Here is a 25,278-nt window from a genome sequence, read left to right on the forward strand (position 1 = left end):
TCAGAAGGTCCGATATTTCGCGAGCGGCAGACCATGCTTGGCGACATAGTCGTTCGACGCCTTGATGGCATCGGCATTTTCGATCTTCCAGCGTCGTTCTTTTTCCGCCTTGATGGCGCGGGCAATGCCCTGTTCGGCAGCACTCGTGATGTCGAGGCCAAGCTCCGCCGCCTCGGCGACGAGGGCTTCGCTGACGGTCAGGTCCTGTGGCTTGCGGGCTTCAATCGACATGGATGGCGCTCCGAGGATGCGCCAGTATAGCGAGAAAGGGGCCCTGTGGGGAGGGCCCCACCCCTCACTCGTCGCTCATCTTGAGCGCGGCGATAAACGCTTCCTGCGGGATCTCGACCTTGCCGAACTGGCGCATGCGCTTCTTGCCGGCCTTCTGCTTGTCGAGAAGCTTGCGCTTGCGGGTCGCGTCGCCGCCGTAGCACTTGGCGGTCACGTCCTTGCGGAGCGCCGAGATCGTTTCACGGGCGATCACGTTGCCGCCGATGGCGGCCTGGATCGGGATCTTGAACATGTGCTTCGGGATCAGGTCCTTGAGCTTTTCGCACATGTCCCGGCCGCGCTTTTCCGCTGCCATGCGGTGCACCATCATCGACAGCGCATCGACCGGCTCGCCATTGACGAGGATCGACATCTTCACGAGGTTGCCCTCGCGATGGCCGTCGAGGTGATAGTCGAAGGAGGCGTAGCCCTTGGAGATCGACTTCAGGCGGTCGTAGAAATCGAAGACCACCTCGTTGAGCGGCAGCTCATAGGTGATCATCGCGCGCTTGCCGACGTAAGTGAGTTCGGTCTGGATGCCGCGCCGGTCCTGGCAAAGTTTCAGGATGCCACCGAGATAATCGTCGGGGGTCAGGATCGTCGCCTTGATCCACGGCTCGTGGATTTCGTCGATCTTGACCACGTCGGGCATGTCCGCCGGATTGTGCAGCTCGCGCTCCGTGCCGTCGGTCATGTAGAGCTTGTAGACAACGGACGGCGCGGTCGCGATCAGGTCGAGATCGAATTCGCGCTCGAGGCGCTCCTGGATGATTTCAAGGTGCAGCAGGCCTAGGAAGCCGCAGCGGAAGCCGAAGCCGAGCGCGGCGGAGCTCTCCATTTCGAACGAGAACGAGGCGTCGTTGAGGCGCAGCTTGCCCATGGCCGCGCGCAGGTCTTCGAAGTCTGCGGCATCGACCGGGAAGAGACCGCAGAAGACGACCGGCTGGGCCGGCTTGAAGCCCGGCAGCATCTTTTCGGTCGGACGCTTGTCCTCGGTGATGGTATCGCCGACGCGGGTGTCGGCCACTTCCTTGATCGAGGCGGTGAAGAAGCCGATTTCGCCCGGCCCGAGCGAATCGACATTGACCATTTTCGGCGTCAGAACGCCGACGCGCTCGATCGTGTATTTGGCATCCGTGCCCATCATGCGGATGGTCTGGCCCTTGGTCAGAACGCCGTCGAGCACGCGCACGAGAACCATGACGCCGAGATAGGTGTCGTACCAGCTGTCGACGAGCAGCGCCTTGAGCGGGGCCTTTTCGCCGCCCTCGCTCTTCGGCGCCGGCAGCTTGTGCACGATGGCTTCGAGAACATCGGGAATGCCCAAGCCCGTCTTGGCCGAAATCAGCACGGCTTCGGATGCATCGATGCCGATGACTTCCTCGATCTGCTCCTTGATGCGCTCGGGTTCGGCGGCCGGCAGGTCGACCTTGTTGAGCACGGTGACGAGCTCGTGGTCGTTGTCGATCGCCTGGTAGACATTGGCAAGCGTCTGCGCTTCGACGCCTTGGGAGGCGTCGACGACGAGCAGCGAGCCTTCGCAGGCGCTGAGCGAGCGCGAGACTTCATAGGCGAAGTCGACATGGCCGGGCGTGTCGATCAGGTTCAGCACATAGGTTTCGCCGTCATTGGCCTTGTAGTGCAGACGCACGGTCTGGGCCTTGATGGTGATGCCGCGTTCCTTCTCGATCTCCATGTTGTCGAGAACCTGCTCCGACATCTCGCGGTCGGCGAGGCCACCGGTCATCTGGATCAGACGGTCGGCCAGCGTCGATTTGCCATGGTCGATATGTGCGACGATGGAAAAGTTGCGGATATGGTCGAGAGGGGTGCGGGACGATGTGCTCATGGCACGCGCATATAGCAGCGGCCCCTTCTCTCGCAAAGCGGAAAGATCGGGTTTTCCGGGCGATCACGGCGGTTTTGACGTCGCAGCCGGGCCTGCGCTTCGCGTGACGCCCGCCATTGTCACGGACCGGGCTGTCGCCGATAGTGGAGGGGGCCTTAAAAATTCTTGCCGCGTTGTCGAATCCGCTGTCGCAGCCGCGTCTCTTGCTCGACGGGATCGATCGACGATGCCGCAAAGGGCCCGCAGGAGGGGCAACGACCATGCAATACATGCTGCTGATCTATGAAAACGAGGAAATCTTCGGCGGACCCGACAAGACCGGGCCGATCATGGCCGATCTCGGACCGCGCCATTTCGCCTTCAGCCACGAACTGGGCGAGAAGATGCGCGCCGGCGCCGGGCTGAAGGGCACGGAGGCTGCGACCACGGTGCGCACCACTGCCGGCAAGCAGACCATCCATGACGGTCCCTTCGCCGAGACGCGCGAACAGCTCGGCGGCTTCTATCTCGTGGAAGCCGAGGATCTGGATGCGGCGATCGCGATCGCCAGAAAGGTGCCGCTCGGCAAGGACGGGGCCATCGAGGTCCGGCCGGTGCTGCCCATGCCGCCGGATCTTGCGACGAAGCGCTGACGGGCGATGCGGGACACGGTTCTCGACGAGACCTTCCGGGTGGCAGGCGGGCGCATTCGTGCGGCCCTTGCCGCCCGCTACCGCGATCTCGACCTTGCGGAGGAAGCCTTTGCCGAAAGCTGTCTGAAGGCGGTGAAGGCCTGGGGCGCGGAGGCGAGCGACCTGCCGCGCGATCCGGCCGCCTGGCTCTACCGGGTGGCCGAGCGCGCAGCGCTCGACATCCTGAGGCGAAGGCGGACGAGGGCGGCAAACCGTCCCGACGAGCCGGAGCCCGAACCGACCGCCGAGGATCGGCTGACAAGCGACGACGCCGTCATTCCCGACGAACGGCTGAAGCTGATCTTCGTCTGCTGCCATCCGGCGGTTGCCGCCGACAGCCGGGCGGCGCTGACGTTGAAACTCGTCTGCGGCCTCTCGACGGAAGAGGTGGCGCGGGCTTTCCTCGTGTCGGAGACGACGCTCGCCCAACGGCTAGTCCGCGCCAAGCGCAAGATTGCCGAAGCCGGCGTCAGCTTCGAGGTGCCGGGGCCGCAGCACTGGGCCGAGCGGCTGGCGGCCGTCCTGTCGACGCTGGAAGTCGCCTATGCCAAGGCGCATGAGGATGCGGCGGGGTCGAGCCGGCATGCGGGCTTTGCCCGTGAAATGCTGGAGGTGACGGCGCTTCTGGCCGAGATGCTGCCACAGGAAGCCGAGGTGTTGGCGCTGGCTGCCACGATCCGCTTTGCCGAGTCCCGTCGGCCGGCGAGGATGGACGCGGACGGCGTCATGGTGCCGCTGGCCGAGCAGGACCCAGTGCTCTGGTCGAAGCCTCTGATCGAGGATGCCCGGCGCTATTGCGGACGGGCGCTCGGTCTGTCGGGCCCGGGTCCGCGCATCCTGCAGATGATGATCCACGCGCTCTGGTGCGGGCGAAAGACGCTGGCCGATCCGCCGCCCTGGAAAGCGGTGCTCGCGGCCTATGACATCCTCGTCGAACTGCGCGACGACCCGGTCATCCGCATCAACAGGGCCGTGGCCCTGGCCGAAGTGGCGGGGGCCAAGGAGGCGCTGGCGGAACTGGACGGGCTGAATGCTGAGGCCTTGTCCGATTTCCTGCCCTTTCATGCCGCCCGCGCAGATCTGCTGGCACGCCTCGGCCGCGTCGCCGAGGCAATCGCCGCCTATGATCGCGCGCTTGCGCTGTCGCCGGGCGAGGCGGAGCGGCGGTTTCTGGAAAAGCGACGGGAGGCGTTGGGCACGGCTTCTGGATGATGCTATCGGCGAGAAGCCTTGAGCGTCAGCTATCGCTCGGCCAACTGCCTTGCGGCCAGTTGCGGGCGGTATGGATGATACGCAGGATCAGGATGCGTTCGCCCTCCTTTTGATCGTCGATGGCGTAGCAGAGGATCCAGGGAAGCGGGGCGAGGGATTTTTCAAATGTGCCCGCTACACGTCCGGGGCGGCCGGTCGGAATGTCACTCAGGCGATTGCCAGCCGCCTCGATCGCGTCGACGATACGCTCGGCCGCCTCGGGATCGTCTTCGGCGATATGGCGCAGGATCGCCATGGTGTCACGGGTGGCGTCGGCCGCCCAGACGACCGGGCGCTTCATCCCCGGGTGGCCCGTTCGCGGCGGACCGCTGCGATCATCGCACGCATGTCGGCGATGGCGTCATCATGGCTGACCACGTTGCCGGAACGCCCATCGGCAAGGCTCTCTTCGATCGACTGCCGTAAGGCAAGCTCCTCCTCGACGAAGGCGGTTACCGCTTCCTCGGCAAGGTGCTGGCTGCTCCGGTCCCCGCCCGATGCGAGCGCATCGAGCTGGTCCTTCACCTCCTGACAGATTTCGATCGTCATCGTGGTGCGAGAAGACATAGGCGCTGCTCTTCTGGTTGCCCGATCATCATAGCGCGGGAGTCGAGGATGCACCAGATCAAGCGCGGATCAGCACTCACACCCCGAACTGCTCCGGCCAGTCTCGGCGGGTGGCGACCTGGCCTTCGGTTCGGAGGCGGCGGACCATGTCGAGGTCGATCTCGGTGATCAACCAGTGGCTTTCTTCGACAGTGTCGCTCTCGCTTTCGGCATAGATGCCATTGGGCGGCATGCCGTAGTCGGAGGGAACGTAGAGGGCGGCGCGGCCGCGGTTTTCGTCGAGGGCCGGGGACCAGGGCGCGGTGCCCGCGGTGGGGGAGGCGAGCACGGCAATCTGGTTTTCCAGTGCCCGGGCCTGAGCACCGATGCGCACGCGATAGGCGCCAGCCAGCGTATCGGTGCAGGACGGGGCGAGGATGAGGTCGACGCCTTGTTCGGCGAGGCCATGCGCCAGCATCGGGAATTCGTTGTCGTAGCAGATGAGGATGCCGAGCTTGCCGAGTGGCGTGTCGAAGGCGGTGAGGCCGTCGCGTCCGGCGGCGATACCCCATTGCTCGCGCTCGAAGCGGGTCATGATGATCTTGTCCTGATGACCGATCAGACCGTCGGGGCCGAACAGAAAGGCGCGGTTGCGGTATTGGCCATCGGGATCGAGCACCGGTGCGGAGCCGGGCTGGAAGACGATGGGATGCGTGCGGGCAAGCTCCTCGCAGAGCTTGACCCAGGCCGGAATCAGCGGCTGGATGCCGGCGATCGAGCCATGCAGGTCCGAGCGGGTTTGAGGATCGAGCTGGCCGGCGAGCACCAGACCGGCATATTCCGGCAGCAGAACGAGCTTTGCGCCCCGCTCGACGGCCTGATGCACCAGGCCCGTCAGGTGGAGGACGTAATCCTCCCATGTCTCGATGAGGTCGATCTTGTATTGGCAGGCGGCGAGCGTGAGGGTTGTCATGCTGTGAGATCCCGGATCCAGAAGGAAAGTGGCTTCGGGCTCTCGACGGTCTCGTCGAGGTCGCGCCAGGTGAAGGTCGTGCGAAGCTCGGGGTGATGGGTATAGCCGCGCTTGGCCCAGAAGACGTCGAGTGGCTGGTAATCGGCGGGCCTGCGCGGATGATCGGCAGGGCGTTCGACGGCGCAGAAGGTGGCGTAGCGCAGGCCGAGCCTCTTTGCTTGCGCCTCGCGGCCCTCGAAGAATTTCACGCCGATGCCTTGGCCGCGATACTGCGGCAGAAGCACGCTTTCGCCGAAATAGAAATAGTCGGCCGGATCGCGGCCAGCGGCGATGAAGGGTGCCTGGACCTCGTCTGTCTCCGAAATCATCGGTGTGCCCGTCGAGGCACCGACGACTTTGCCATCGTCGATGGCGAGGACAAAGATCGAGCCTTCCGACCGCGCATAGGTCTCCATGTACTGGCGCTCATAGTCGCTGTCGCCATGATAGAGATAGGGAAAGTCGCGGAAGACCGCGATCCGAAGCCTTGCAAGGTCGTCGAAATAGGGCGTCGCGTCGCTGCCGGAAAAGGATTGGATCGTGAGCGTCATAGAGTGTTTTCAGTCCGTTGCGGAGTGGTTATACCCATCCAGGACGACCTGAGAAAGCAATTCCACGACGAGGAGTGACCGATGACCGCCGCCGCCACCATCCGTGCCTATTACGATGCCTTCAATGCCGGCGACATGGACCGCTTCCTTTCGCTCCTCACCGACGATGTCGCCCATGACATCAACCAGGGTGCCCGCCAGACGGGCAAGGACGCTTTCGCCAAGTTCATGGACCACATGAACCGCTGCTACAAGGAAGAGCTCACCGACATGGTGATCATGGTGAACGAGGACGGTACGCGCGGTGCGGCCGAGTTCATCGTCAACGGCACCTATCTCGCGACCGACGAAGGTCTGCCGGAAGCCAACGGCCAGACCTATCGTCTGCCAGCCGGCGCCTTCTTCGAGATCCGCGACGGCAAGGTCGCGCGCATCTCCAACTATTACAGCCTCCCCGACTGGATCGCCCAGGTCGGCGGCTGAACGGCCGCCGCGGCTTCGCAGTCAGGGCTGAACTGAGGCCTCGGCCGTGCACAGACGCCGGGCATCGAGCAGGCCCCAGCCGAAGACCTGGTCCTTGCCGGGGCTGCCGATATCCTGCGCCAGTCCGGAGAGCGCCTCGGCCATCTGTGCTGGTGTGAGCTCCGGCCGCTCTGCGAGAAGGACGGCGGCCGCGGCGCTGACGAAGGGGGCGGCAAAGGATGTGCCGCTCTTCGGACGGGCGCCGCTGATCGAGGCGGCGGTCCAGACATTGACACCAGGGGCGGCGATATCGACATGCGCGCCCTGGTTCGCGCGGCGATAGGCATTGCGGCCCTTGTCGACAGCCGTCACGGCGATCACCCCGTCATAGCCGGCGGGATAGAGTGGTTTCGCCCTGGGTCCGGCATTGCCGACCGCTGCGACCAGGATCACGCGACGCTCGATCATGGCGTCCACGGTTGTCTTCAGCAATGCATTGTCCGGACCGGCGAGGCTGAGATTGATCACTCGCACATTGCGACCCGCCAGCGCATCGAGCGCCCTGACCAGATCGAAGGTGGAGGCGACATCGGCCGATCCGCCAAGCCTTCGGAAGGCATCGACGGCGACCACCTTGGATGAGGGCAGAAGGCCGGGCGCCCGGCTGCCGGCCGCACCCACGAGAAGAGCCGCAACCGCCGTCCCATGCTGGCGCCCGGATTGCGGCAGCGCATCGTCGGTGATCCGGATAACTTCGAGCCGCGCATCGCCGAGTGATGGATGATCCGGGTTGATGGCGGTGTCGATCAGGCCGATCGTCGGCAGGCTTCCACAGCGCTGCACAAGTCCTGCGGGATCAATGGGCCAGCCGATGATCTCGCGCACCAGCGCACAACTCTGGCCGCCGCAATAGGGGGCGGTTTCCGTCTGCTCGGGCCGGTAATAGTGATTGAAGTCGACCTGAGCGACCGGGGCAAGGGATGTGACCCTCTCGCGCGCCGCCTCCAGCCCGGTGCCACGCGGCACGACGAGACGCACGATCTCGGTGGCGGGGCCGGCGGTCACCAGGCCGAGGCTCTGGCGCTCGGCAACGGCATAACCTTCTTCGGTCAACTGGGTGATGGCGGCCTCGGGCAGACCGACGGCAATGATTTCGTTCGGCACGCGATCGGGAATGGCTGTGGCTGCGCGACGAACGGGTGCTGGACGTTGGGGCTGCAGGAAAGGAAACAGCGTGAAGCCGGATGGCCTCGAAGAGGGGCGGTCCCCTGATCGACCGGAGCCGCCTTCGCTGCGCCGACCCCCGCCATCGTCACCATCATCATCATCATCATCGTCCCCACCACCGTCATCGTCGTCATCCGCAAATGCGGACGAAACCAACGGCAGTGTCGGGTAGAGGGGGAGGGAGACGGGTGGAGGTAGGACCATCGCGAGTCCCAGCAATCCGCCGAGCAACCTTGCAAAGACCCGATCCATGTTCCATCTCTCCCTTGTCGCCGCCGGGATTTTGCGCCGGTCGGCGGCCGTCCTGCAGGGATATACGCGCGAGCCGCCGGTTTATTCCGGAGACACGGAAGTTTTTATGGTTGAACCGATCGATATCGTCGGAGAGCGCCTTGTCTCCTTCCTGCCGAACCTCAGGCGTTTTGCGATTTCGCTCTGCCGCGCACGTGACGTCGCCGACGATCTCGTTCAGCAGACTTGCGAGCGGGCCTTGGCCGCGGCTTCGAGCTTCGACCCAAATACGCGCTTCGATGCTTGGGTATTTCGTATCCTGCGCAATCTCTGGCTCGACCAGCTGCGTCGACAGAAGACGGCAGGGCCAGCGGTTGATATCGACGAGATGCACGATCTCTCCGTCGGCTCCGGCGAAGCGCAGAGCGAGGCGCGGCTGGCGCTTGAACGGGTACAGGTCGCATTGCAGGAATTGCCCCCTGAGCAGCGCGAGGTTCTGGTGCTGGTCTGCATCGAGGAGCTGAGCTACCGCGATGCCGCTGATGTGCTGGAAATCCCGGTAGGCACGGTGATGAGCCGGCTCGCCCGCGCCCGAAAGGCACTTTCCGAATTGACGGGAATAAATCCCGAAGCCAGACGTTCTTCGCCATGAGAAAGGCGGACACTCCATGACACGCGCGATTTCCGACGAAATGCTGATGGCCTTTGCCGATGGCGAACTCGCTCCCGCCGAACAGGAGGAGATCGAGGCAGCACTTGCCGAGGACGAGGCTCTGGCCGAGCGCCTCGCCGTATTCATGGACACGAGACATGAGCTCTCGGCGACTATGAAGCCGCTGATCAATGAGCCGGTGCCGGCAGCACTTCAGGCCTCCCTCGCCGCTGCGATCGCGACAGCCCGGCAGACACAGGGTGCCCAGCCGCAAACAACCGAGACTGTCGTGCCGCTCAGGCCGCGTGCGTCATCCACGTCTGCCGCTCGGTCCACGGGATCGGCGATTTCGTCGCCCTGGGGGATGGCACTCGCTGCCTCCTTCGTCGGGATCGTCGTTGGTCTCGGCGGTTTCCTGCTTGGCCAATCGACCGGTGTTGCGCCGGATGGCGCAAACCTGGCGCTGAACGAGGCGCTGGAAACCCTGCCCTCGGGCGGGGACCGCGCGCTCTCTGAATCCGAAAGCCTGCATATGATCGCGAGCTTTCGCGATGCCGAAGGGCATCTCTGCCGCGAATACGAGCGCAAGGCGGCAGATGCCGTGACCACGGCGGTGGCCTGCCATGGACCGGCGGGCTGGCAGACGCGATTTGCTCTGACCAACCCGGTCGCGGAAGGCTACGTGCCGGCCTCGACCACGGACACGCTGGATGCCTTCCTTTCCGGCATCGGCGCTGGTGCGCCGTTGTCGCCCCAGGAAGAAATCGCCGATATCGAAGCCCTTCGCAGCCGCTGAAACGAAAAAAATGACGCGGACGGGAATAACCTCCCGCCCCATCCGTTCTCCAGAGCAGACTAGGATCTGGAGAAAGCCGATGAAGCTGTCGCTGCTGAAACGTCCGACACCCCGCATCACCTTCACCTGCCGTCCCGAGGACGAAGGTGTGATCACGCCGCCGGTTCGGGCCAAAACCGTGTTGCCCGAATGGTTCCGGAAGCTGCCGGCAGTGACTGAGGCCAAGGTCTCGCCGACCGATAGCGGCCTGACGGTGAAACGCTGCATGCCCTTCCTCGACGCGATGATGGCAGGCTGGGTAATCGGCCTGCCGGCAACCGTACGCATGGAAATTTCCGATGGCGGCCGCACGGTGAATTGCGGTTGGGATTTCGATCGCACGCTTGTCAGCAACCATGCCACCCACCAGGTGGCCGGCAATCCGCGTGACCCGCTGCCGCCCTGCAAGTTTCACAACTACTGGACCATTCGCACGCCGCCCGGCTGGAGCTGTCTTTTCGTATCGCCGCTCAACCGTCCAAACGGGCTCTTTGAGGTCGCTGCGGGCGTCGTTGATACCGATACCTATCAGTCGGAAATCCATTTTCCCTTTTTCGCAACCGGGCCGGATGGTTTGCATGTGCTCGAACGCGGCACGCCGATCGTCCAGGTGATCCCCTTCCGGCGCGAGACCTCGGATCTCGAAGGCGACATCCGCACCGAGACGGAAGAAGAGCAGACGACACGCAGGACGATCTTCCGCAAGACGATCGCCTCCGAAGGCTGGTACCGGAAGTTCGCCCGCGCCCAGCGCTGAGAAGACCAGCATCATCCTGTCGTTGACCACCCGGAACGCCGTTTCGGGTGGTGCTTCCGGTTTTGCCGCAATTGAGATTTAAATATCTGAAAATAAATGAGTTTTGTCGGAATAAACCTCGAGGCGGTCCGTTCTTCCCATGCAGCCGACGTGCTGCCGTGAAAGAAACCAAGGAGACTGACCATGAAGAAATTCATCGCCATCCTGAGCTCGGTGCTCGCCATCGGCACCACCGCCCCGGCCCCTGCTCTGGCCGACGATCCGCTGACCCGCTTCCTCGACCGGGCGACGGGTGAGGGCCGCTCCTATGCGCGCTCTGGCGGCCGCAACGACGATCGCCGCGGTTGGAGTTCGAACAGCAACTCGAACGGTTCGTCGAACTCCTCGAGCAATTCGAATTCCAACAGCAATTCGAACTCGTCCTCGAACAGCAGCTCCAATTCGTCCAACAATTCGAGTTCGAATTCCTCGTCGAACTCGTCCTCCAACTCTTCGTCGAACTCGTCGTCCAACTCGTCCGACGACGACGATTGATCCCTGCATCGGATCGAAACGAAAAAGGCCGCGGCATTGCCGCGGCCTCCTTATAGGGAACTGATGGGGATCAGTTGACCGACCAGTCACGCTTGACGGCATCGGCATCCTTCGAGAGATGCACGTGCTGATCGACGTGGTCGACCCAGTCGAGCGGGATGTAGTGGTGCTGGCCGTCAGCGGAATCGTTCTTGGTCAGCTTGATGCGGCTTGCGCCATCCATGTGGTCGACGGTGCCGACATGGGCGCCGTCCTGGGCCAGAACTTCCATGTGTTCGCGGATCTGATCTGCAGAAATCATCGGTCATCTTCCTTCGGGTGTTGCGATGGCTGGGAAAGGCGCGACGAGGGGAATTTGTTCCGGGGCCATTCGCCGCAGGGCGCGACAGGCCCGTTGCGGAACATCCTCCGCTCACGTGCATTGAATGTCACGCGCGCGAGATCCTTCGCCGCCAGCGAGTACACATATGTTCCCGAGAATTGCGATCATCGGCACCGGTCCCACCGGCCTCTACACGTTCAAACAACTGATCGGCTCGACCGTTCCCTTGTCGATCACCCTTTACGAAGCGGAAGGTGAGCCCGGAAAGGGAACGCCCTACCACCCCGACATGAACGATCCGGCGATGCTCTCCAACATCCCGAGCATCGAACTGCCGGCCTTCACCGAGACCCTGGTCGACTGGTTGCGGCGGCAGGATGACGAGGCGCTGATGCGTCATGGCATTCGCCGCGAGACGATCGACGAGCGGGAGTTCTACCCGCGCCTCGTGCTGGGCGATTACATGCAGGCGCAGTTCGAGCGGATGTTGGCCATTGCCGCCGATCACGGCCACGAGATTTATGTGCGGGCGCGCCACAAGGTGGTGGACATCGAAATCCAGCCGGAAGCGATCCGTCTGCGCGTCGCGCATTCCGAGGGCGAGGAGGATGCGAGCTTCGATCACGTCGTGATGGCAACGGGCCACAACTGGCCGGACAGCACGGAAATCCGCCCCGGCTATTTCGTCTCGCCCTGGCCGGCGACCGTGCTGACGTCGATCCGCAACGAGGCCGTTGGCATTCTCGGCACATCCTTGAGCGGCATCGACGCCCTGATGACGGTGGCGACCGCGCATGGCATGTTCTACAGCGATGCGGCGGGCGACCTGCAATACCAGCCGGCAGCCGATACCGAAGGCTTCACCGCAACGCTGATGTCGCGCAAGGGCATCCTCCCTGAAGCGGACTTCTATTGTCCGCTGCCCTATGTGACGCCGCTGATCTGCACCGAGCAAGCCGTCGACGCGCTGATCGCGACAGGTCGTCACGACCTGCTCGATGACGTCTTCGATCTCTTCCGCGGTGAAATCGTTGCCCGCGATCCGGATTATGCCGCGCGCATCGGCCTGTCGCAGCTGACGGTCGAAACCTTCGCGGCGGCCTATTATGCCGATCGCACAGAAAACGATCCCTTTGTCTGGGCCGCGAAGAACCTGGCCGAGACCGAGGAGAACCGCGCGAAGCGCTATACCGTGCCGTGGCGCTACGCGATCCTGATCACGCATGAGATCGTGGCGCGCGTCATTCCCCATCTCGACGAAAACGACCTGAAGCGCTTCCACCGGCACTTCAAGGGCATCTTCATCGACGACTATGCAACGGTCCCGCTGATGTCGATCCGCCGATTGCTGGCGCTCTCGCGGGCCGGCAAGCTCTCGATCCTGAGGCTCGGCGAAGACTACAAGATCCGCACCGCCGAGGACGGCCTGGATCATGGCGCCGAGGTCGTGGTGGGCGAGACGACCCATCGCTTCGGCGCCTTCATCGATGCGACCGGTCAGGAGACGCTGTCGGCTACGGATCTGCCATTTCCGACCCTTGTCGCTCAGGGCGGGGTGCGGGAATCGGCGACGCCGAAACCAGGCGCATTCCAGTTGCCCGACCGAGACCCCGCTATGGTGCGCACCGGGGGCATCGACGTCGATGAGTTTTATCGTCCGCGGCTCGGCCTGCCTTCGACGGCCCGGCTCTATTGCGCGGCGATCGCCTTCCTGTTGCACAAGGAGCCCTTCGTGCAGGGGATCACCAGCGCGCGGGACATCGGGGAAACCGTCGGCAAGGCGATCCTGGCGGATGTCGTAAAGTCCGACGAACCGCTCTTTCAGATATCCGCGTAGACCGGGTCGCCGACTGAGATCCTCACCGGTGCTGTGGGCGCGGCATAGACGCCGAGATTGCGCTTGTTGTGGCGCATGATGCCGCGCAGGACGTCGGGCTCTTCGGAGAGGCCGGGCTGCGCGACCAGTGTCATGCCACAGCGGCGCGAGGCCTCGGTGACCTGGATCTCGGCCTCGCCGATGCGGATGGACTGGCCGACCCAGTCGTTTTCCATGAAGCCCTGGCCGTCCTGGGTCTCGATGAAGACCGAGGGCCGAAAGCGTCTGGTGTCGATGGAGGATAGCCCCGCTGCCGCCGCGAGTGCCGCAACCGAGGCCGTCGTAACGAGATGCAGCGGCGCTGGCGTATAGCGGTTGGAGACGACGGGCAGGCGGATATCGCCGGATCCGGCAAGCCCGATCCCGACGGGAAACCCGAAATGTTCGGCGAGACGGTCTGGAAGGTCGGGATCGTCGAGGCCATGTTGCGCGCCGTCGGCGAAGTGCAGCACCGGGAGGCCCGAGGCTGGCTGCGAAGCCGTGATGAAGAGCGCGGGCCGCCAGCGGGTTTCGCGTTCAGGGGCAGCAGCAAGACCGGTCTCCGGATCGAAGAGGGCAAAGCGCCTGTCGCCCGGTATGCCCTCCGGCGCGACGGTGATCGAGGACAAGGCTTCGCCGCCCACGGAACTGACCGGATAACGCCAGACTTCCTGCACTCGACCGATTTTCCGCATGATGGCTTCCCGTTTCAGACCACCACCATACGCCGTTCAGCCGTTCAATGTTCCAGCAAAAACGCTTCGACCAGGTTTCCGGTCAGGTCCAGTCGAGCACGATCTTGCTCGCCTTGCCGGCTGAGGCCAGTTCGAAGGCTTCAGCGTAGTCATCCACCTTCATCCGGTGGGTGATGACCTTGCGCACGTCCAGCCCGCTTTCGAGCATGGCGAGCATCTTATGCCAGGTGTCGAACATTTCGCGGCCGTAGATGCCCTTGAGCGTCACCATGCGGAAGACGACCTTGGAGAGATCGAAATGGAAGGGACGGGCGGGGACGCCCAAGAGTGCGATGCGTCCGCCCATCACGAGATGGTCGATCATCTGATCGAGGGCAGCGGGAGAGCCGCTCATTTCGAGCCCGACATCGAAGCCTTCCTTCATCTTCAGCTTCGCCATGACGTCGCGCAGGTCTTCCTTCGCCACGTTGACCGGATGCACGTCGGCAACTTCGGCTGCAAGCGCGAGGCGCTCCGGGTTGACGTCGGTGATGACGACATGACGCGCGCCGACATGGCGGGCGATGGCAGCACCCATGATGCCGATCGGACCGGCGCCGGTGATGATGACGTCCTCGCCGACCAGATCAAAGGCAAGCGCGGTGTGCACGGCATTGCCGAGCGGATCGAGGATCGCGCCGATCTCGTCGTCGATCGTGTCGGGGAGCGGGATGATGTTGAAGGCCGGGATCTTGGCGAATTCGGCAAACGTGCCCTGGACGTTGACGCCAATGCCCTTCGTCTCCGGGTCGAGATGATACTTGCCGGCGCGGGAGGCGCGGCTGTTCATGCCGACGAGATGGCCTTCGCCGGACACGCGTTGGCCGATCTGGAGGTTGCGCACGTTCGCGCCGACGGCGACGATCTCGCCGGCATATTCATGGCCTGTGATCATCGGCACGGGGATCGTCTTCCGCGCCCACTCGTCCCATTTGTAGATGTGCACGTCGGTGCCGCAGATGCCTGTTTTATTGATTTTGACCAGCACGTCGTCGGGACCAATCTCCGGGACTGGCGCGTCGATCATCCAGATGCCGGCTTCGGATCTCTGTTTGGAAAGCGCCTTCATGGTCAGATCATCCCGATGGTCTTGCCAGCATCGATGAATGCGGCGATGGCGGTGTCGATATCGGCCTCGGAAAGCGCTGCCGACATCTGGGTGCGGATGCGGGCCTGGCCCTTGGGCACGACGGGGAAGAAGAAGCCGGCGACATAGACGCCTCGGGCGTCGAGTTCGGCGGCAAGCTTCTGGGCGAGCACGGCGTCGTGGGTCATGACCGGTATGATCGGCGTTTCACCGGGAAGCAGTTCAAAGCCCGCCTCGGTCAGGCCCTGGCGGAAACGTGTGGTGTGACCGGAGAGCTTGGCGCGCAGGTCGTCGGCACTTTCGGCGATCTCGATTGCCTTCAGCGAGCCGGCCGCAACGGCAGGCGCCAGGCTGTTGGAGAAGAGATAGGGCCGTGCCCGCTGTCGGAGCAGGTCGATGGCGGCTTTCGGACCAGCGATGAAACCGCCCATGGCGCCACCCAGCGTCTTGCCGAAGGTCCCGGTGATGATGTCGACGCGGGTGCCGACGCCGGTCAGCGTCGGCGTGCCCTTGCCCTTGGCGCCCAGATGGCCGGTGGCATGGCATTCGTCGATCATCACCATGGCGCCGTATTTCTCGGCGAGCGCGCAGATCTCCGGGAGCTTGGCGACAAAGCCGTCCATCGAGAAGACGCCGTCCGTGACGATCAGGCGGAAGCGCGTGCCGTCGGCGATCGCCTGTTTCAGCTCGTCTTCCAGCGCATCCATGTCCGAATTGGCATACCGATAGCGCTTCGCCTTGGAGAGGCGCACGCCGTCGATGATCGAGGCATGGTTGAGGCTGTCGGAAATGATTGCGTCTTCCGGGCCGAGCAGCGTCTCGAAGATCCCGCCATTGGCGTCGAAGCAGGCGGCAAACAGGATCGCGTCGTCCTTGTCGAGATAGCGGGCGATCGCCTGCTCGAGCTGACGATGGATGTCCTGCGCACCGCAGATGAAGCGGACCGAGGCCATGCCGAAGCCGTGGCTGTCGATCGCGGCCTTCGCGGCCTTTTCGATTTCGGGATGGTTGGCAAGGCCGAGATAATTGTTGGCGCAGAGATTGATCATCTCGCGCGTGCCCTTGGCGTCGCGCACCTGGATGCGGCCCGATTGCGGGCTGACGATTTCGCGTTCGCGTTTCAGAAGCCCATCGGCTTCGATGCCCTGGAGGATGTCGGAGATGTGGTCGAGAAAGCCGGTCTGCATGGGAAATCCCTCGATGCTGAATAATTCCAGCATATCGGAATTTTGCCCTGCGGCAATCGATATTTTGGAATTGCCTTTTCGCCTACCTGTGTAGCACGACCAGCAGGCCCTTGCCGAGTGCGGCCCCGGCATTGCGGATCGCATGCGGAACATCGGCCCGGTAACGGGCGGTTTCGCCGGCCCTGATGACCGTCTTGCTGCCGCCGCTGGAAATCTCGAAACCGTCGGTAAAGGCGGTGAAATGTTCGAAGGCGCCGATCGAATGCGGCTGGCTGACGAGCGCACCGCCCGGGTCCATTTCGAGATCGTACCATTCCGTCTGGCCGGCGAGCCGCGGCGAACTCAGGATCTTCAGCCGGCAGGAGCCGTCGGCGCTGCGGATGACCGGCGTGTGCATGACCGAGGTCACCTCGATCTCCTCGCGCCCGGCAACCGACGTGCCGTTGCCGATGAGGTCGGACAACTCGATCTCCATCGCCTGGGTCAGGCTCCAGAGCACGGCAAAGGTCGGATTGGCCTCGCTGCGCTCGATCTGGCTCAGCATCGATTTCGAAACGCCCGACAGCGTGCCGAGCTGTTCGAGCGTCAGCTTGCGCGCCTTGCGCTCGCGCTTGATGGCTGGGCCGATCTCGGGAGTGTGCTGCATGGGGTCATGTCCTGCGGTTTTGTCGGCGGTGACCGATGGATCCTTTTACGCCGAGCCTGCGGCAGAGTGAAAGAGGCAAGCGTCCACCGCTTGACTCCAATATCCGCGAATGAAATTCTTAGATAATGGAATCGAGCGATCACTTCGAGAAACATGTGGCCGAACGGCTGAAGCGCCTGCGCCTCGAGCGCGGCCTGACGCTCGATCAGCTGGCGGATCTCTCCGGCGTGAGCCGGGCGATGATCTCGCGCATCGAACGCTCGGAGGCAAGCCCAACGGCGGCGCTCCTGGCGCGGCTCTGCTCGGCGCTCGGCGTCTCCCTCTCGGTCTTCTTCGCAAGCGCTGAGGCCGAGCCATCGCCGCTGGCGCGTCGTGCTGACCAGCCGGTCTGGCGCGATCCGGAAAGCGGATATGTGCGCCGTGCGGTCTCGCCACCGGGCACGGGCAGCGGCACCGATATCGTCGAGGTCGAGTTTCCGGCCGGTGCCGAAGTGCGGTTTCCCGGACGTCCCACGGGCCGCAGCCAGACCCAGCATGTCTGGGTCTTCGACGGCGCGATCGAACTGACCGTCGGTGACGCCGTGCACCGGCTGGAGGCCGGGGACTGCCTGTTCATGAATGTCGGCGACGTCCATGGCTACCGCAATCCGACCGACAGACCCGCCCGCTATGCCGTCGTCATTTCCCTCGGCCCCACGACCCTCTGACACCACAGGACCGCCCACATGACTGCCACGACCACGACCGAAATCCGCCTACTCTCGAAAGACGATGCGTTGGCTGCCTTGCCCGACCTCTGCGAGACACTGGCCGATTGCATCGAGGGTGGCGCCTCGCTCGGTTTCATGTCGCCTTTCGCGCCTGAGGATGGTGAGGCCTTCTGGCGCGGCGTGGCCGAGGCGGTTGGACGGGGTGAGGTCCTGCTTTACGGTGCCTTTCTCGGCGAACGGCTCGTGGGCACGGTGCAGGTCGGATTTGCGCTGAAGCCCAATCAGCCACACCGCGGCGATCTGATGAAGCTGCTCGTGCATCGCGACGCCCGTGGCCTCGGTCTGTCGAAGGCGCTGATGGCAGCGGCAGAGCAGGGCGCGGCCCGGGCCGGACGCACGCTGCTGGTGCTCGATACGGCGGCCGGCGAGCTGGCGGAAGGCCTCTACGAAAAGCTCGGCTGGCAGCGTTCGGGCATCATTCCGAACTACGCGCTTTTCCCCGACGGGCGCTATTGCGACACGGTGATCTTCTGGAAAACTGTTGCCTGATCGCATCGCTCGCAAGCGATAGCGAGTTAACCCAAAAAACGTCCGCGCCTGGCTCTTCTCAGCCGCATGAGCATCTGCTTATGGTCCCGCAGTTTCATGGCTTTAGGGGAGCAAGGGGAACAGTATGGTTGCAAGAGCAACTTTGAAATGGATGGGTGTGGCATTGGCGGTGGCCGTTGCCGCGCCGGCCTTGGCAGCGGACGTGACCTTCGTGATGCGCAACGACCATCCGAACGCCGTCGAGGTCGAACTCTACAGCCAGGACCGCGATTATGTCTGGCCGGGCAACAACCAGGTCTTCTATCTGGATGACGGCGAGACCAAGCAGATCCCGCTGTCCTGCGAGGAAGGCGAGACGATTTGCTACGGCGCCTGGATTTCCGGCGACAAGCAGAGCTATTGGGGCACCGGCCCCGACAATGCGGAAAATTGCGACAACTGCTGCTACACCTGCGAAGGCGGAGAGACGGAGCAGATCAATCTGACCGAGTAAGATCGGTTCGGCGGGGGCCGAGGGGCGGGGCGGTTTTTCGGGTCTGTGGATCCGGAGAACCGCCCCTTTGCTTTGATGGGACAGTATTGCCTGAGGCGCTCAGCGCTTGCGCTTCTCCGTCAGGAAGACGAGCAGCGCAGCCGTGGGCAGGGCGGCTCCGACGAGCGCGGCCGCCATCCAGCCGCCATGGGCATAGCTATAGGCACCAACCGCGGAGCCGATCGCGCCACCGGTGAAGAAGATCGCCATGAACAGGCCGTTCAACCGGCTGCGCAGCTCGGCACCGAGGCCGAAGATGGCGCGCTGGCCCGTGACCAGCGTCGTCGTCACGCCGAAATCGAGAAGAATGGCGGCGAGGGTCAAAAGGGTAAGCGCGATCCAGGATCCCTCCGGAACGACAAGGGTCATGAGAAAGGCGGCCAATACGCTCGACAGACCGAAGGCGGTGGCGGGGCCTGAGAAGCCGCGGTCCGCGAGGCGACCGGCAATCGGCGAGGCGATGGCACCCGCGACACCGGCCAGGGCAAAAAGGGCGATACCTGTTTGGGTCAGGCCGAAGGCAGGGCTCGCGAGATAAAGCGGCGTGACCGTCCAGAACAGGCTGAAGGCGGAGAACTGGAAGGCTTGATAGGCCGCGCGCCGTTGCAGAACCTTCTGCGTGGTGAGCAGGCGACCCATCGATCCGATCAGCGCGAGATAGCCGAGATGCGTCTTGGGAACGCGCCGCGGCAGGTTTCTGGCAAGGACCGCAGCCAGAGCCACCATGACGGCGGCGGAGAGGAAGAAGATCGTGTGCCAGGATCCGAAACGCGCCACGAGGCTCGAGATCGGGCGCGCCAGCATGATGCCGACCATCAGCCCGCTCATCACATTGCCGACCACCTTGCCGCGCGCGTGATCCGGGGCAAGCCCCGCGGCGAAGGGCACGATCATCTGGACGGCGACGGCCCCAAGCCCGATCGAGAGGGACGCCGCGAGGAAGGGAAGCGGTGTCGTGGCAAGCCCGGCGGCAACAAGGGCTGCTGTGACCACACCCATCATGATCAGGATCAGCTTGCGGTTCTCGACGAGATCGCCGAGCGGCACGAGGAAGAACAACCCCAATCCGTAACCGATCTGGGTCAGCGTGACGATCAGGCCGCTGGCATGCAGCGGCAGCCCGATGGCTTCCGCGATCGGGCCGGCGAGCGGCTGGGCATAGTAGAGATTGGCGGCGATCAGGCCGCAGGCGGCGGCCATGATGAAGGTGAGGCCGGCGGAAAGGCCGGGCGCGCGGGCTGCGTCGCCGGCGCTTGGAACGGGATCGGCAGTGGAGGATGTGGAGGTCATGACACGGTTTCCGGGGGAGGAGGGGGAGGATCGAGGGAGGTTGAACGGTCAGTCGAGCAATATCAGGAGCGCATCGGCCGCCGCGCGCGTGCGGCCGGGGTCTTGGCCGGATTTTCCGGCAATGCGGATGCCCTGAAGGAAGGAAAAGATGGAAAGCGCCGTGCTGGGCGCGTCAATCGCGCTGGAGACGGAGCCGTCTTTCTGGCCGTTCAGGAGGAAGCCTTCGATTTGGGCAAGGGTAAAGGCATGCGCCCGCGCCACCCGCTCGGCGACGTCAGCGTCAAAGAGCGCGAGTTCGACGGCCGCCCCGATGGCAAGGCAGCCCCGTCGCCCGGTCTCGCCGCAGGCGGCCTCGGCATAGAAATGCAGGATCGCCTGGACCTGCTCGCGGCCGGTCGAAGCGCCTTCAAGCTTTTCTGCAAGGAGCGCTGCCCGCACCTGCTTGTAGCGGTCGAAGGCGGCGAGGAAGATCGCCTTCTTGTCCTTGAATGCCTTGTAAATGCTGCCAGCCGTCAGGCCCATGGCCGCCTTGAGGTCGGTGATCGACGTGCCGTGATAGCCGCGCTCGGTAAAGACGGTGATGGCCGCATCGAGGGCGGTGTCGATTTCGAACTCGCGCGGCCGGCCGGCGCTGCGGCTGGCAATGGTGACATCGGACATCATGGTTTCACGCAATTAGGAAACGATCGTTTCCAAATAGGCGCAATGGTTCAATTCGTCAAGCGCCTGCGCTGTCCGATCCGATTTTGGTCGAATGACCGGGAAAATTGAGGCCGATGCTCTTGTGGCTGAGGCGGCGGCGAGGCAAGTTTTGCGCAAAACGACCAGAGGGAAAACTCAAGATATGCGCGTATTCTATTCCGAAAAACACAAGCTGCGGGACGCCAAGACCGAACTGCATGGCGGCCTGCTGGTGAAGCCCTTCGAGGGGCCGTTCCGCGCAGAATGGGTGCTGGCGGGCGTCAAGGAAGCGGGCTTCACCGATGTACGCACCCCGGCCGAACACGGGCTTGAAACCGCACTTAAGGTGCATGACGCCGGTTATCTCGAATTCCTGCGAACCTGCTGGGATCGCTGGCAGGCGCATGGATTCGAAGGCGAGGCGATCGCAACTTCTTTCCCCTGCCGTCGCAGCCAGACGGGTCGCGTGCCGAAGAACATCGACGGCGCTGTCGGCTATTACACCAACTCGGCGGAAACCTCGATTTCCAAGGGGACCTATGAAGCGGCGATCGCCTCGATGGATGTCGCCTTGTCGGGTGCCGACTGGCTGAACGAAGGCAACCGCTTCGCCTTCTCGCTCTGCCGCCCGCCTGGCCACCATGCCGGCATCGATCTCTTCGGCGGCTATTGCTTCATCAACAACGCCGCCGTCGCAGCCCAGCGTCTCATCGACCATGGCGCAAAGAAAGTCGCGATCCTCGACGTCGACTTCCACCACGGCAACGGCACCCAGGACATCACCTATCGACGCGGCGACATCTTCTTCGCCTCGCTGCATGGCGAGCCGGAAGACGCCTTCCCCTTCTTCCTCGGTTACGCCGACGAGACGGGTGAGGGCGAGGGCGAGGGCCTGAATGCCAACTACCCGATGCCCTCAGGCACGCCCTTCGAGATCTGGTCGGCAGCACTCGAGGACAGCCTCAAGAAGATCAAGGCCTACGGGGCCGAAGCCATCGTCGTTTCGCTCGGCGTCGACACCTTCGAGAAGGACCCGATCAGCTTCTTTAAGCTGAAGAGCCCGGATTACATCCGCATGGGCGAGATGATCGCGGCGAGTGGTGTGCCGGTGCTGACCCTGATGGAGGGCGGCTACGGCGTCCCGGAAATCGGGCTGAACGTGGCAAACGTCTTGAAGGGGCTGGAGGGCTGACGGCGCCTCAATAGGTCTTCGCGACTTCGGTGAAATGGCGCTTCAGCCGCGCCACGTCCGCCGGATCGATTTCAATACCGGTCACGGCGATCCAGGGATCGATATGATGCTGCGGCGCATAGACATGGCCGTAACCGACTGGGCTTGTCGTCGCGATCATCATGTCGAACAGCAGTTGCAGCATGGTGAGCACGGGATACCAGGTAAGCTCGGGGGACACATCCGGACCCCGCGTGTCCGAGAGCCAGGCGGGTGCGCGGTAGGCCGAACGTGGCTCGAAGAAGACCACGGGATCGCTGGCATATTGCAAATAGACGATCCGCAGTGGCCCCCATGCGGCATAGGATGAATTGAGGTCGGCTTGCTGGTTGGTGAAGCGCACGATCGAGCCGTCGCCGTAGCGGGGCAGCCAGGCGGGCGAGTTCTCCTCCCGAGCCGCGGTGAGCTCGCTCCACATCCGGCTCTGGAACGGCGGTCCGACCCACAATGCGCCAAAGAAGGGATCGGCGACGATTTCGAGAAGGTCAACTGAGCTTTGTGAGTTGAGGGCTCCAAGGCTCAGGCCATAGAGCACCAGCCGAGGGCGTTCATTGGCCGGCAACTGCTTCCAGTGACGATAGACGGCGCGAAACAGCGCCTTTGCCGACTCCGAGCCATATTCCGGCTCGACCAGCAGCGAGAGCCAGCTGGTCAGATAGGAGTATTGCAGGGCGACGCTTGCGACATCGCCGCGTAGCAGAAAGTCGAGCGTGTCTGCCGCCGCAGGGTCGATCCAGCCAGTGCCGGTGGGAGCCATGATCACCAGCGTCGAACGCTCGAAACCGCCCTGCCGGATCAGTTCCTCGAGCGCCAGTGCCACGCGCGTCTCGATGTCCTCTCCGTTGTTGAGCCCGGCATAGACGCGGATCGGCTCGAGCGCCGGCTCCTCCCAGAAGCGCTCGATATCTTCTCGCGTCGGGCCGGAGGCGATGTAGTGTCGCCCCTGACGACCCAGGCCATGCCAGGCGAGACGTGAACCAGGTCCGCCGGTTTTCGCCGATGAGGTTGGCGCGGCGAACTCGTCTTCCATCAGGTCGTCCAATTGCTGGAAGGAGGAATCCGCCAGCCTGAGAGCCCCGCGCAAGACGATGTTTTCTCCGATCGACCAGAAGATGAAGGCGGCAATGATGAAGCCGATGGCGGTGGCGACGCGTGCCGGAAAGATGGTTGCCATACGGGCCGCCAGCCTCTTGAACAGCATCATGAACAGGCGGCCAATCCAGAGCAGGCCGAGGAACAAGGCTGCGGCAACCAGCACCGCCTCCATATACGATGCGTCGAGAGGGGCCATCTGCCAGAGCGCGCGTGCCGATTCCTGCCAGACCGCAGAGCGCCAGAGCGCGACGGCCATTGCGGGCACGCCGAACGCAGCTATCCAGAAAAGCGCCTTGTCTCGGCGCAGGCTGGGCTCCGGCAACTCGAAAAACCGCCAGAGAAAGCTTAGGAGAACGCCGAAGAAATAGCCGACGGCCGCAGCAACGCCGGACAGCGCGCCCTGAACCAGAGCGTCGCGCGGCATGAGGCTGGGCGTCAGTGAAGCACAGAAGAAGGCGGTCGCGAGAACGACGCCCGACAGGGAAAGCTTGCCGATCAAGACCCTGACGATGACCGACAGTGTACGTCTCCCGCTTCAAGCCGTTGGAGCCATCGCGGCTCCTGTTCTGTTCGAACCCGCAGACTAATCGACTTGTTTAGCCTTTTGAAGGGCAGAAGCGCCGTAAGGCAAAAGCGGACAAACCCGGCATGGGAGCCGGGTTTGTGGTTTGCAAACGATGTTGCCTTGCTCAGAGCGTGCCCTGGCGCTGCTGGATCATCTGATAGGTGTCGAAGCTGTATTCGGCGATCTGCGCCCAGAGATAGGCGTCCTGCTTGAAGGCCTGCTGGCTGTCGAAGAGCTTCTTGAACCACTCGTTCTTCGCCGCGAGATCCGCATAGGTTTCCTTCGCGGCCTTGTGGCAGGTGTCGAGGATGTCGGACGAGAAGGCACGCAGCTGCGCACCGCCGGCAACGAGTTCGCGCAGTGCCTGGGCATTGGACGCGTCGTAGCGGGCGAGCATGCGGGCGTTTGCGGCCGCGCAGGCATCGGTCAGGATGCGCTTGTAGTTTTCCGGTAGGGCGTTGAACTTGTCGAGGTTGAAGAAGGCATGCACGACAGGGCCGCCTTCCCACCAGGCCGGGTAGTAGTAGTAAGGCGCTACCTTGTAGAAGCCGAGCTTCAGGTCGTCATAGGGACCGACGAATTCGGTGGCGTCGATCGTGCCCTTTTCCAGCGCCGGATAGACGTCGGAGCCGGCGATCTGCTGCGGGGTCACGCCAACCTTGGCCATGATCTCGCCAGCGAGGCCGGCAATGCGCATCTTCAGACCCTTGAGGTCGTCGATGGTCTTGATTTCCTTGCGGTACCAGCCGCCCATCTGGGCACCGGTGTTGCCGGCCGGAAGCGCATAGAGGCTGTGCGAGGCGAGGAATTCGTTGAGCAGCTCGTTGCCGCCGCCTGCCGTGAACCAGGCATTGGTCATGCGGGCATTGAGGCCGAAGGGGATGGCCGTGCCGAGCGCGAAAGCCGGATCCTTGCCGATGTAGTAGTAGCAGCAGGTATGGCCCATCTCGATCGTGTCGGCGGTCACGGCATCGGCGACCTGCAGCGGCGGCACGATTTCGCCGGCGGCAAAGACCTGGATCTCGAACTGGCCGTCCGTCGCCTTCGACACGCTTTCAGCGATGTCTGTCGCAGCCCCGAAGATGATGTCGAGGCTCTTGGGGAAGGACGAAGCGAGGCGCCAGGTGATCTTCGGATTTTCCTGGGCGATGGCGGGCGCGGCGAGTGCGGCAGCCCCGACGCCGGCAACGCCGGCCTGTTTGAAGAATTGACGGCGGTTCATGATCTCTTGCCTTTGAATTTGATGCGCTCCTCCAGCTCCCGCGGCGGGTCTAGTCGGGCACAGAAGGGAGCGCAAGGGCAAAAGCTCAGGAAATTGTCTGATGACCGGACCAAATTTGCGTTTTCTTTCGCGCGAAAGCAGTTGCACGAAAGGAACCGTCAGGGAGCGCTGCGCAGCCGCGGGTCGTCGAGGGCCGGATTATAGAAGAGTGAGAGCACAAGGCTCTTTGCGATCCGTTCGGCACTCGCCATGAACCAGCGATGCGCCTCTTCCGACGCGCCGATCTCGACCAGCGTGTCGGAGAAGAGCTGCAGCCATTGCAGAAAGAGGTGTTCGGCCATGCCGTCGACGCCCTGATGGGCCATGACCGGTTTGCCGCCATAGGCGCCGGTCTTGAAGGCGACCGATCCCCAGAAGGCCTTCATCTTGACCATGTGTTCCGGCCACCGACCGGAAAGGCGCCCGTCGAAGACAGGGCCGAGATCCGGATGGCGCCGGATATGGCCGTAAAAGGTCTCAACCAGCAGGTCGATGAAGGCGGCATCGACCCCCATCGCCGCCATTTCGGCGGCCGCTCGGGCGGTGATCTCGGCGCGGTGGGCGGCGCGGCCCGAAAGTTCGCTCGTCATGGCTCTTCTCTCGATCTTCCTGTCAAACCCCTGATGCACCCCTGAAAGCAAATGGTCCATGCGGCATCTTGATACAATCCGCAATCTGCCCTAAG

29 protein-coding genes are annotated in these 25,278 nt (G+C 63.5%); 12 read left to right on the forward strand and 17 right to left on the reverse strand.

All coding sequences use genetic code 11. The annotated features are described in order from the left end of the window. The gene (locus FAA86_RS09390) at positions 1 to 231 is read right to left on the reverse strand and encodes a type II toxin-antitoxin system CcdA family antitoxin (protein ID WP_136540024.1); all 231 of its coding nucleotides are present in this window, start codon (positions 229 to 231) and stop codon (positions 1 to 3) included. 64 nt (positions 232 to 295) lie between these two features. Then, positions 296 to 2,119, reverse strand: coding sequence for a translation elongation factor 4 (lepA, locus tag FAA86_RS09395; protein WP_113460273.1), 1,824 nt, complete (start codon positions 2,117 to 2,119; stop codon positions 296 to 298). A 260-nt stretch (positions 2,120 to 2,379) separates the two neighbouring features. On the opposite strand from lepA, the gene FAA86_RS09400 reads away from it, so the two are divergent. Beyond that, a complete protein-coding gene (locus FAA86_RS09400) occupies positions 2,380 to 2,751 on the forward strand; it encodes a YciI family protein (RefSeq protein ID WP_136540026.1) in 372 nt (123 codons plus the stop codon). Between the two features lie 6 nt (positions 2,752 to 2,757). Continuing rightward, on the forward strand, positions 2,758 to 4,002 hold the full coding sequence (locus tag FAA86_RS09405) for an RNA polymerase sigma factor (RefSeq protein WP_136540028.1): 1,245 nt from the start codon (positions 2,758 to 2,760) through the stop codon (positions 4,000 to 4,002). A 25-nt stretch (positions 4,003 to 4,027) separates the two neighbouring features. On the opposite strand, the gene FAA86_RS09410 is transcribed toward FAA86_RS09405, so the two are convergent. The 4 genes from FAA86_RS09410 to FAA86_RS09425 all read right to left on the reverse strand — a co-directional run bounded on the left by FAA86_RS09410 (position 4,028) and on the right by FAA86_RS09425 (position 6,150). Next, positions 4,028 to 4,342 carry a type II toxin-antitoxin system RelE/ParE family toxin gene (locus FAA86_RS09410; protein ID WP_136540030.1) on the reverse strand — a complete coding sequence of 105 codons (315 nt, stop codon included), beginning with the start codon at positions 4,340 to 4,342 and terminating at the stop codon, positions 4,028 to 4,030. Continuing rightward, entirely contained in the window at positions 4,339 to 4,608 is a 270-nt protein-coding gene (locus FAA86_RS09415; RefSeq protein WP_136540032.1) for a CopG family ribbon-helix-helix protein, read from the reverse strand. The genes FAA86_RS09410 and FAA86_RS09415 overlap by 4 nt, the downstream gene beginning before the upstream one ends. A 76-nt stretch (positions 4,609 to 4,684) precedes the next feature. Next, positions 4,685 to 5,560: a carbon-nitrogen hydrolase family protein gene (locus FAA86_RS09420; protein WP_136540034.1), complete on the reverse strand. Its 876-nt coding sequence runs from the start codon at positions 5,558 to 5,560 to the stop codon at positions 4,685 to 4,687. Next, positions 5,557 to 6,150: a GNAT family N-acetyltransferase gene (locus tag FAA86_RS09425; RefSeq protein ID WP_136540036.1), complete on the reverse strand. Its 594-nt coding sequence runs from the start codon at positions 6,148 to 6,150 to the stop codon at positions 5,557 to 5,559. The genes FAA86_RS09420 and FAA86_RS09425 overlap by 4 nt, the downstream gene beginning before the upstream one ends. A gap of 81 nt (positions 6,151 to 6,231) precedes the next feature. Here FAA86_RS09425 and FAA86_RS09430 point away from each other — a divergent pair, with 81 nt between their 5' ends. Further along, a complete protein-coding gene (locus tag FAA86_RS09430) occupies positions 6,232 to 6,633 on the forward strand; it encodes a ketosteroid isomerase-related protein (RefSeq protein WP_136540038.1) in 402 nt (133 codons plus the stop codon). 21 nt (positions 6,634 to 6,654) lie between these two features. On the opposite strand, the gene FAA86_RS09435 is transcribed toward FAA86_RS09430, so the two are convergent. Continuing rightward, positions 6,655 to 8,091 (reverse strand): S8 family serine peptidase, encoded by a 1,437-nt coding sequence (locus FAA86_RS09435; RefSeq protein WP_136540040.1) that lies wholly within the window; start codon positions 8,089 to 8,091, stop codon positions 6,655 to 6,657. A gap of 106 nt (positions 8,092 to 8,197) precedes the next feature. Between FAA86_RS09435 and FAA86_RS09440 the strand changes: the two genes are divergently transcribed. The 4 genes from FAA86_RS09440 (at position 8,198) to FAA86_RS09455 (ending at position 10,848) form a co-directional block, all read left to right on the forward strand. Further along, positions 8,198 to 8,722: an RNA polymerase sigma factor gene (locus tag FAA86_RS09440; RefSeq protein WP_136540042.1), complete on the forward strand. Its 525-nt coding sequence runs from the start codon at positions 8,198 to 8,200 to the stop codon at positions 8,720 to 8,722. 16 nt (positions 8,723 to 8,738) lie between these two features. Beyond that, entirely contained in the window at positions 8,739 to 9,518 is a 780-nt protein-coding gene (locus FAA86_RS09445; RefSeq protein ID WP_136540044.1) for a zf-HC2 domain-containing protein, read from the forward strand. A 79-nt stretch (positions 9,519 to 9,597) separates the two neighbouring features. Next, positions 9,598 to 10,314, forward strand: coding sequence for a DUF6065 family protein (locus FAA86_RS09450; RefSeq protein ID WP_136540046.1), 717 nt, complete (start codon positions 9,598 to 9,600; stop codon positions 10,312 to 10,314). A gap of 183 nt (positions 10,315 to 10,497) precedes the next feature. Beyond that, on the forward strand, positions 10,498 to 10,848 hold the full coding sequence (locus FAA86_RS09455) for a hypothetical protein (protein WP_136540048.1): 351 nt from the start codon (positions 10,498 to 10,500) through the stop codon (positions 10,846 to 10,848). Between the two features lie 70 nt (positions 10,849 to 10,918). Here FAA86_RS09455 and FAA86_RS09460 read toward each other — a convergent pair whose 3' ends face one another. Next, positions 10,919 to 11,149: a DUF2171 domain-containing protein gene (locus FAA86_RS09460; RefSeq protein WP_113460265.1), complete on the reverse strand. Its 231-nt coding sequence runs from the start codon at positions 11,147 to 11,149 to the stop codon at positions 10,919 to 10,921. Positions 11,150 to 11,315: 166 nt separating this feature from the next. Between FAA86_RS09460 and FAA86_RS09465 the strand changes: the two genes are divergently transcribed. Next, positions 11,316 to 13,007 carry an FAD/NAD(P)-binding protein gene (locus FAA86_RS09465; RefSeq protein ID WP_136540050.1) on the forward strand — a complete coding sequence of 564 codons (1,692 nt, stop codon included), beginning with the start codon at positions 11,316 to 11,318 and terminating at the stop codon, positions 13,005 to 13,007. Here the strand turns inward: FAA86_RS09465 and FAA86_RS09470 are convergent. The 4 genes from FAA86_RS09470 to FAA86_RS09485 all read right to left on the reverse strand — a co-directional run bounded on the left by FAA86_RS09470 (position 12,992) and on the right by FAA86_RS09485 (position 16,679). Further along, positions 12,992 to 13,720, reverse strand: coding sequence for an MOSC domain-containing protein (locus tag FAA86_RS09470; RefSeq protein ID WP_136540052.1), 729 nt, complete (start codon positions 13,718 to 13,720; stop codon positions 12,992 to 12,994). The two genes, FAA86_RS09465 and FAA86_RS09470, sit on opposite strands and share 16 nt — an antisense overlap. A gap of 82 nt (positions 13,721 to 13,802) precedes the next feature. Next, the gene (gene tdh / locus FAA86_RS09475) at positions 13,803 to 14,828 is read right to left on the reverse strand and encodes an L-threonine 3-dehydrogenase (protein WP_183954630.1); all 1,026 of its coding nucleotides are present in this window, start codon (positions 14,826 to 14,828) and stop codon (positions 13,803 to 13,805) included. Positions 14,829 to 14,830: 2 nt separating this feature from the next. Continuing rightward, entirely contained in the window at positions 14,831 to 16,033 is a 1,203-nt protein-coding gene (locus tag FAA86_RS09480; protein ID WP_136540056.1) for a glycine C-acetyltransferase, read from the reverse strand. Positions 16,034 to 16,115: 82 nt separating this feature from the next. After that, positions 16,116 to 16,679, reverse strand: a complete 564-nt coding sequence (locus FAA86_RS09485) for a helix-turn-helix domain-containing protein (RefSeq protein ID WP_136540058.1) — start codon at positions 16,677 to 16,679, stop codon at positions 16,116 to 16,118. 122 nt (positions 16,680 to 16,801) lie between these two features. On the opposite strand from FAA86_RS09485, the gene FAA86_RS09490 reads away from it, so the two are divergent. The 3 genes from FAA86_RS09490 (at position 16,802) to FAA86_RS09500 (ending at position 18,431) form a co-directional block, all read left to right on the forward strand. Beyond that, complete coding sequence (locus tag FAA86_RS09490) at positions 16,802 to 17,386, forward strand: helix-turn-helix domain-containing protein (RefSeq protein WP_136540060.1); 585 nt, start codon at positions 16,802 to 16,804, stop codon at positions 17,384 to 17,386. An 18-nt stretch (positions 17,387 to 17,404) separates the two neighbouring features. Then, positions 17,405 to 17,938 (forward strand): GNAT family N-acetyltransferase, encoded by a 534-nt coding sequence (locus FAA86_RS09495; protein ID WP_136540062.1) that lies wholly within the window; start codon positions 17,405 to 17,407, stop codon positions 17,936 to 17,938. A gap of 151 nt (positions 17,939 to 18,089) precedes the next feature. After that, on the forward strand, positions 18,090 to 18,431 hold the full coding sequence (locus FAA86_RS09500; protein ID WP_136540420.1) for a hypothetical protein: 342 nt from the start codon (positions 18,090 to 18,092) through the stop codon (positions 18,429 to 18,431). A gap of 99 nt (positions 18,432 to 18,530) precedes the next feature. Here the strand turns inward: FAA86_RS09500 and FAA86_RS09505 are convergent, their stop codons facing one another. Together FAA86_RS09505 and FAA86_RS09510 are read right to left on the reverse strand one after the other, a co-directional pair. After that, on the reverse strand, positions 18,531 to 19,760 hold the full coding sequence (locus tag FAA86_RS09505; protein ID WP_136540064.1) for an MFS transporter: 1,230 nt from the start codon (positions 19,758 to 19,760) through the stop codon (positions 18,531 to 18,533). 48 nt (positions 19,761 to 19,808) lie between these two features. Further along, on the reverse strand, positions 19,809 to 20,420 hold the full coding sequence (locus FAA86_RS09510; RefSeq protein ID WP_136540066.1) for a TetR/AcrR family transcriptional regulator: 612 nt from the start codon (positions 20,418 to 20,420) through the stop codon (positions 19,809 to 19,811). Between the two features lie 184 nt (positions 20,421 to 20,604). On the opposite strand from FAA86_RS09510, the gene FAA86_RS09515 reads away from it, so the two are divergent. After that, positions 20,605 to 21,633, forward strand: a complete 1,029-nt coding sequence (locus FAA86_RS09515) for a histone deacetylase family protein (RefSeq protein ID WP_136540068.1) — start codon at positions 20,605 to 20,607, stop codon at positions 21,631 to 21,633. A gap of 7 nt (positions 21,634 to 21,640) precedes the next feature. On the opposite strand, the gene FAA86_RS09520 is transcribed toward FAA86_RS09515, so the two are convergent. The 3 genes from FAA86_RS09520 to FAA86_RS09530 form a co-directional block, all read right to left on the reverse strand. Continuing rightward, entirely contained in the window at positions 21,641 to 23,266 is a 1,626-nt protein-coding gene (locus FAA86_RS09520; protein ID WP_246035039.1) for an alpha/beta hydrolase, read from the reverse strand. 190 nt (positions 23,267 to 23,456) lie between these two features. Then, positions 23,457 to 24,554 (reverse strand): TRAP transporter substrate-binding protein, encoded by a 1,098-nt coding sequence (locus tag FAA86_RS09525; RefSeq protein ID WP_136540070.1) that lies wholly within the window; start codon positions 24,552 to 24,554, stop codon positions 23,457 to 23,459. A 158-nt stretch (positions 24,555 to 24,712) separates the two neighbouring features. After that, positions 24,713 to 25,183, reverse strand: a complete 471-nt coding sequence (locus tag FAA86_RS09530; protein WP_136540071.1) for a group III truncated hemoglobin — start codon at positions 25,181 to 25,183, stop codon at positions 24,713 to 24,715. Positions 25,184 to 25,278: the final 95 nt, after the last annotated feature.

Origin of the sequence: Rhizobium rosettiformans W3, from assembly GCF_004912135.1 — a bacterium.
Lineage (GTDB): Bacteria > Pseudomonadota > Alphaproteobacteria > Rhizobiales > Rhizobiaceae > Allorhizobium > Allorhizobium rosettiformans.

Coding starts and splice junctions, on each gene's coding strand:
- FAA86_RS09405 (WP_136540028.1), top strand. CDS start 2,758: ATGCGGGACACGGTTCTCGACGAGACCTTCCGGGTGGCAGGCGGGCGC.
- FAA86_RS09430 (WP_136540038.1), top strand. CDS start 6,232: ATGACCGCCGCCGCCACCATCCGTGCCTATTACGATGCCTTCAATGCC.
- FAA86_RS09485 (WP_136540058.1), bottom strand. CDS start 16,679: ATGCAGCACACTCCCGAGATCGGCCCAGCCATCAAGCGCGAGCGCAAG.
- FAA86_RS09440 (WP_136540042.1), top strand. CDS start 8,198: ATGGTTGAACCGATCGATATCGTCGGAGAGCGCCTTGTCTCCTTCCTG.
- FAA86_RS09505 (WP_136540064.1), bottom strand. CDS start 19,760: ATGACCTCCACATCCTCCACTGCCGATCCCGTTCCAAGCGCCGGCGAC.
- FAA86_RS09445 (WP_136540044.1), top strand. CDS start 8,739: ATGACACGCGCGATTTCCGACGAAATGCTGATGGCCTTTGCCGATGGC.
- FAA86_RS09400 (WP_136540026.1), top strand. CDS start 2,380: ATGCAATACATGCTGCTGATCTATGAAAACGAGGAAATCTTCGGCGGA.
- FAA86_RS09525 (WP_136540070.1), bottom strand. CDS start 24,554: ATGAACCGCCGTCAATTCTTCAAACAGGCCGGCGTTGCCGGCGTCGGG.
- FAA86_RS09465 (WP_136540050.1), top strand. CDS start 11,316: ATGTTCCCGAGAATTGCGATCATCGGCACCGGTCCCACCGGCCTCTAC.
- tdh (WP_183954630.1), bottom strand. CDS start 14,828: ATGAAGGCGCTTTCCAAACAGAGATCCGAAGCCGGCATCTGGATGATC.
- FAA86_RS09435 (WP_136540040.1), bottom strand. CDS start 8,091: ATGGATCGGGTCTTTGCAAGGTTGCTCGGCGGATTGCTGGGACTCGCG.
- FAA86_RS09480 (WP_136540056.1), bottom strand. CDS start 16,033: ATGCAGACCGGCTTTCTCGACCACATCTCCGACATCCTCCAGGGCATC.
- FAA86_RS09470 (WP_136540052.1), bottom strand. CDS start 13,720: ATGCGGAAAATCGGTCGAGTGCAGGAAGTCTGGCGTTATCCGGTCAGT.
- FAA86_RS09500 (WP_136540420.1), top strand. CDS start 18,090: ATGGGTGTGGCATTGGCGGTGGCCGTTGCCGCGCCGGCCTTGGCAGCG.
- FAA86_RS09390 (WP_136540024.1), bottom strand. CDS start 231: ATGTCGATTGAAGCCCGCAAGCCACAGGACCTGACCGTCAGCGAAGCC.
- FAA86_RS09530 (WP_136540071.1), bottom strand. CDS start 25,183: ATGACGAGCGAACTTTCGGGCCGCGCCGCCCACCGCGCCGAGATCACC.
- FAA86_RS09455 (WP_136540048.1), top strand. CDS start 10,498: ATGAAGAAATTCATCGCCATCCTGAGCTCGGTGCTCGCCATCGGCACC.
- FAA86_RS09515 (WP_136540068.1), top strand. CDS start 20,605: ATGCGCGTATTCTATTCCGAAAAACACAAGCTGCGGGACGCCAAGACC.
- FAA86_RS09510 (WP_136540066.1), bottom strand. CDS start 20,420: ATGTCCGATGTCACCATTGCCAGCCGCAGCGCCGGCCGGCCGCGCGAG.
- FAA86_RS09415 (WP_136540032.1), bottom strand. CDS start 4,608: ATGTCTTCTCGCACCACGATGACGATCGAAATCTGTCAGGAGGTGAAG.
- FAA86_RS09420 (WP_136540034.1), bottom strand. CDS start 5,560: ATGACAACCCTCACGCTCGCCGCCTGCCAATACAAGATCGACCTCATC.
- FAA86_RS09460 (WP_113460265.1), bottom strand. CDS start 11,149: ATGATTTCTGCAGATCAGATCCGCGAACACATGGAAGTTCTGGCCCAG.
- FAA86_RS09425 (WP_136540036.1), bottom strand. CDS start 6,150: ATGACGCTCACGATCCAATCCTTTTCCGGCAGCGACGCGACGCCCTAT.
- FAA86_RS09410 (WP_136540030.1), bottom strand. CDS start 4,342: ATGAAGCGCCCGGTCGTCTGGGCGGCCGACGCCACCCGTGACACCATG.
- FAA86_RS09450 (WP_136540046.1), top strand. CDS start 9,598: ATGAAGCTGTCGCTGCTGAAACGTCCGACACCCCGCATCACCTTCACC.
- lepA (WP_113460273.1), bottom strand. CDS start 2,119: ATGAGCACATCGTCCCGCACCCCTCTCGACCATATCCGCAACTTTTCC.
- FAA86_RS09495 (WP_136540062.1), top strand. CDS start 17,405: ATGACTGCCACGACCACGACCGAAATCCGCCTACTCTCGAAAGACGAT.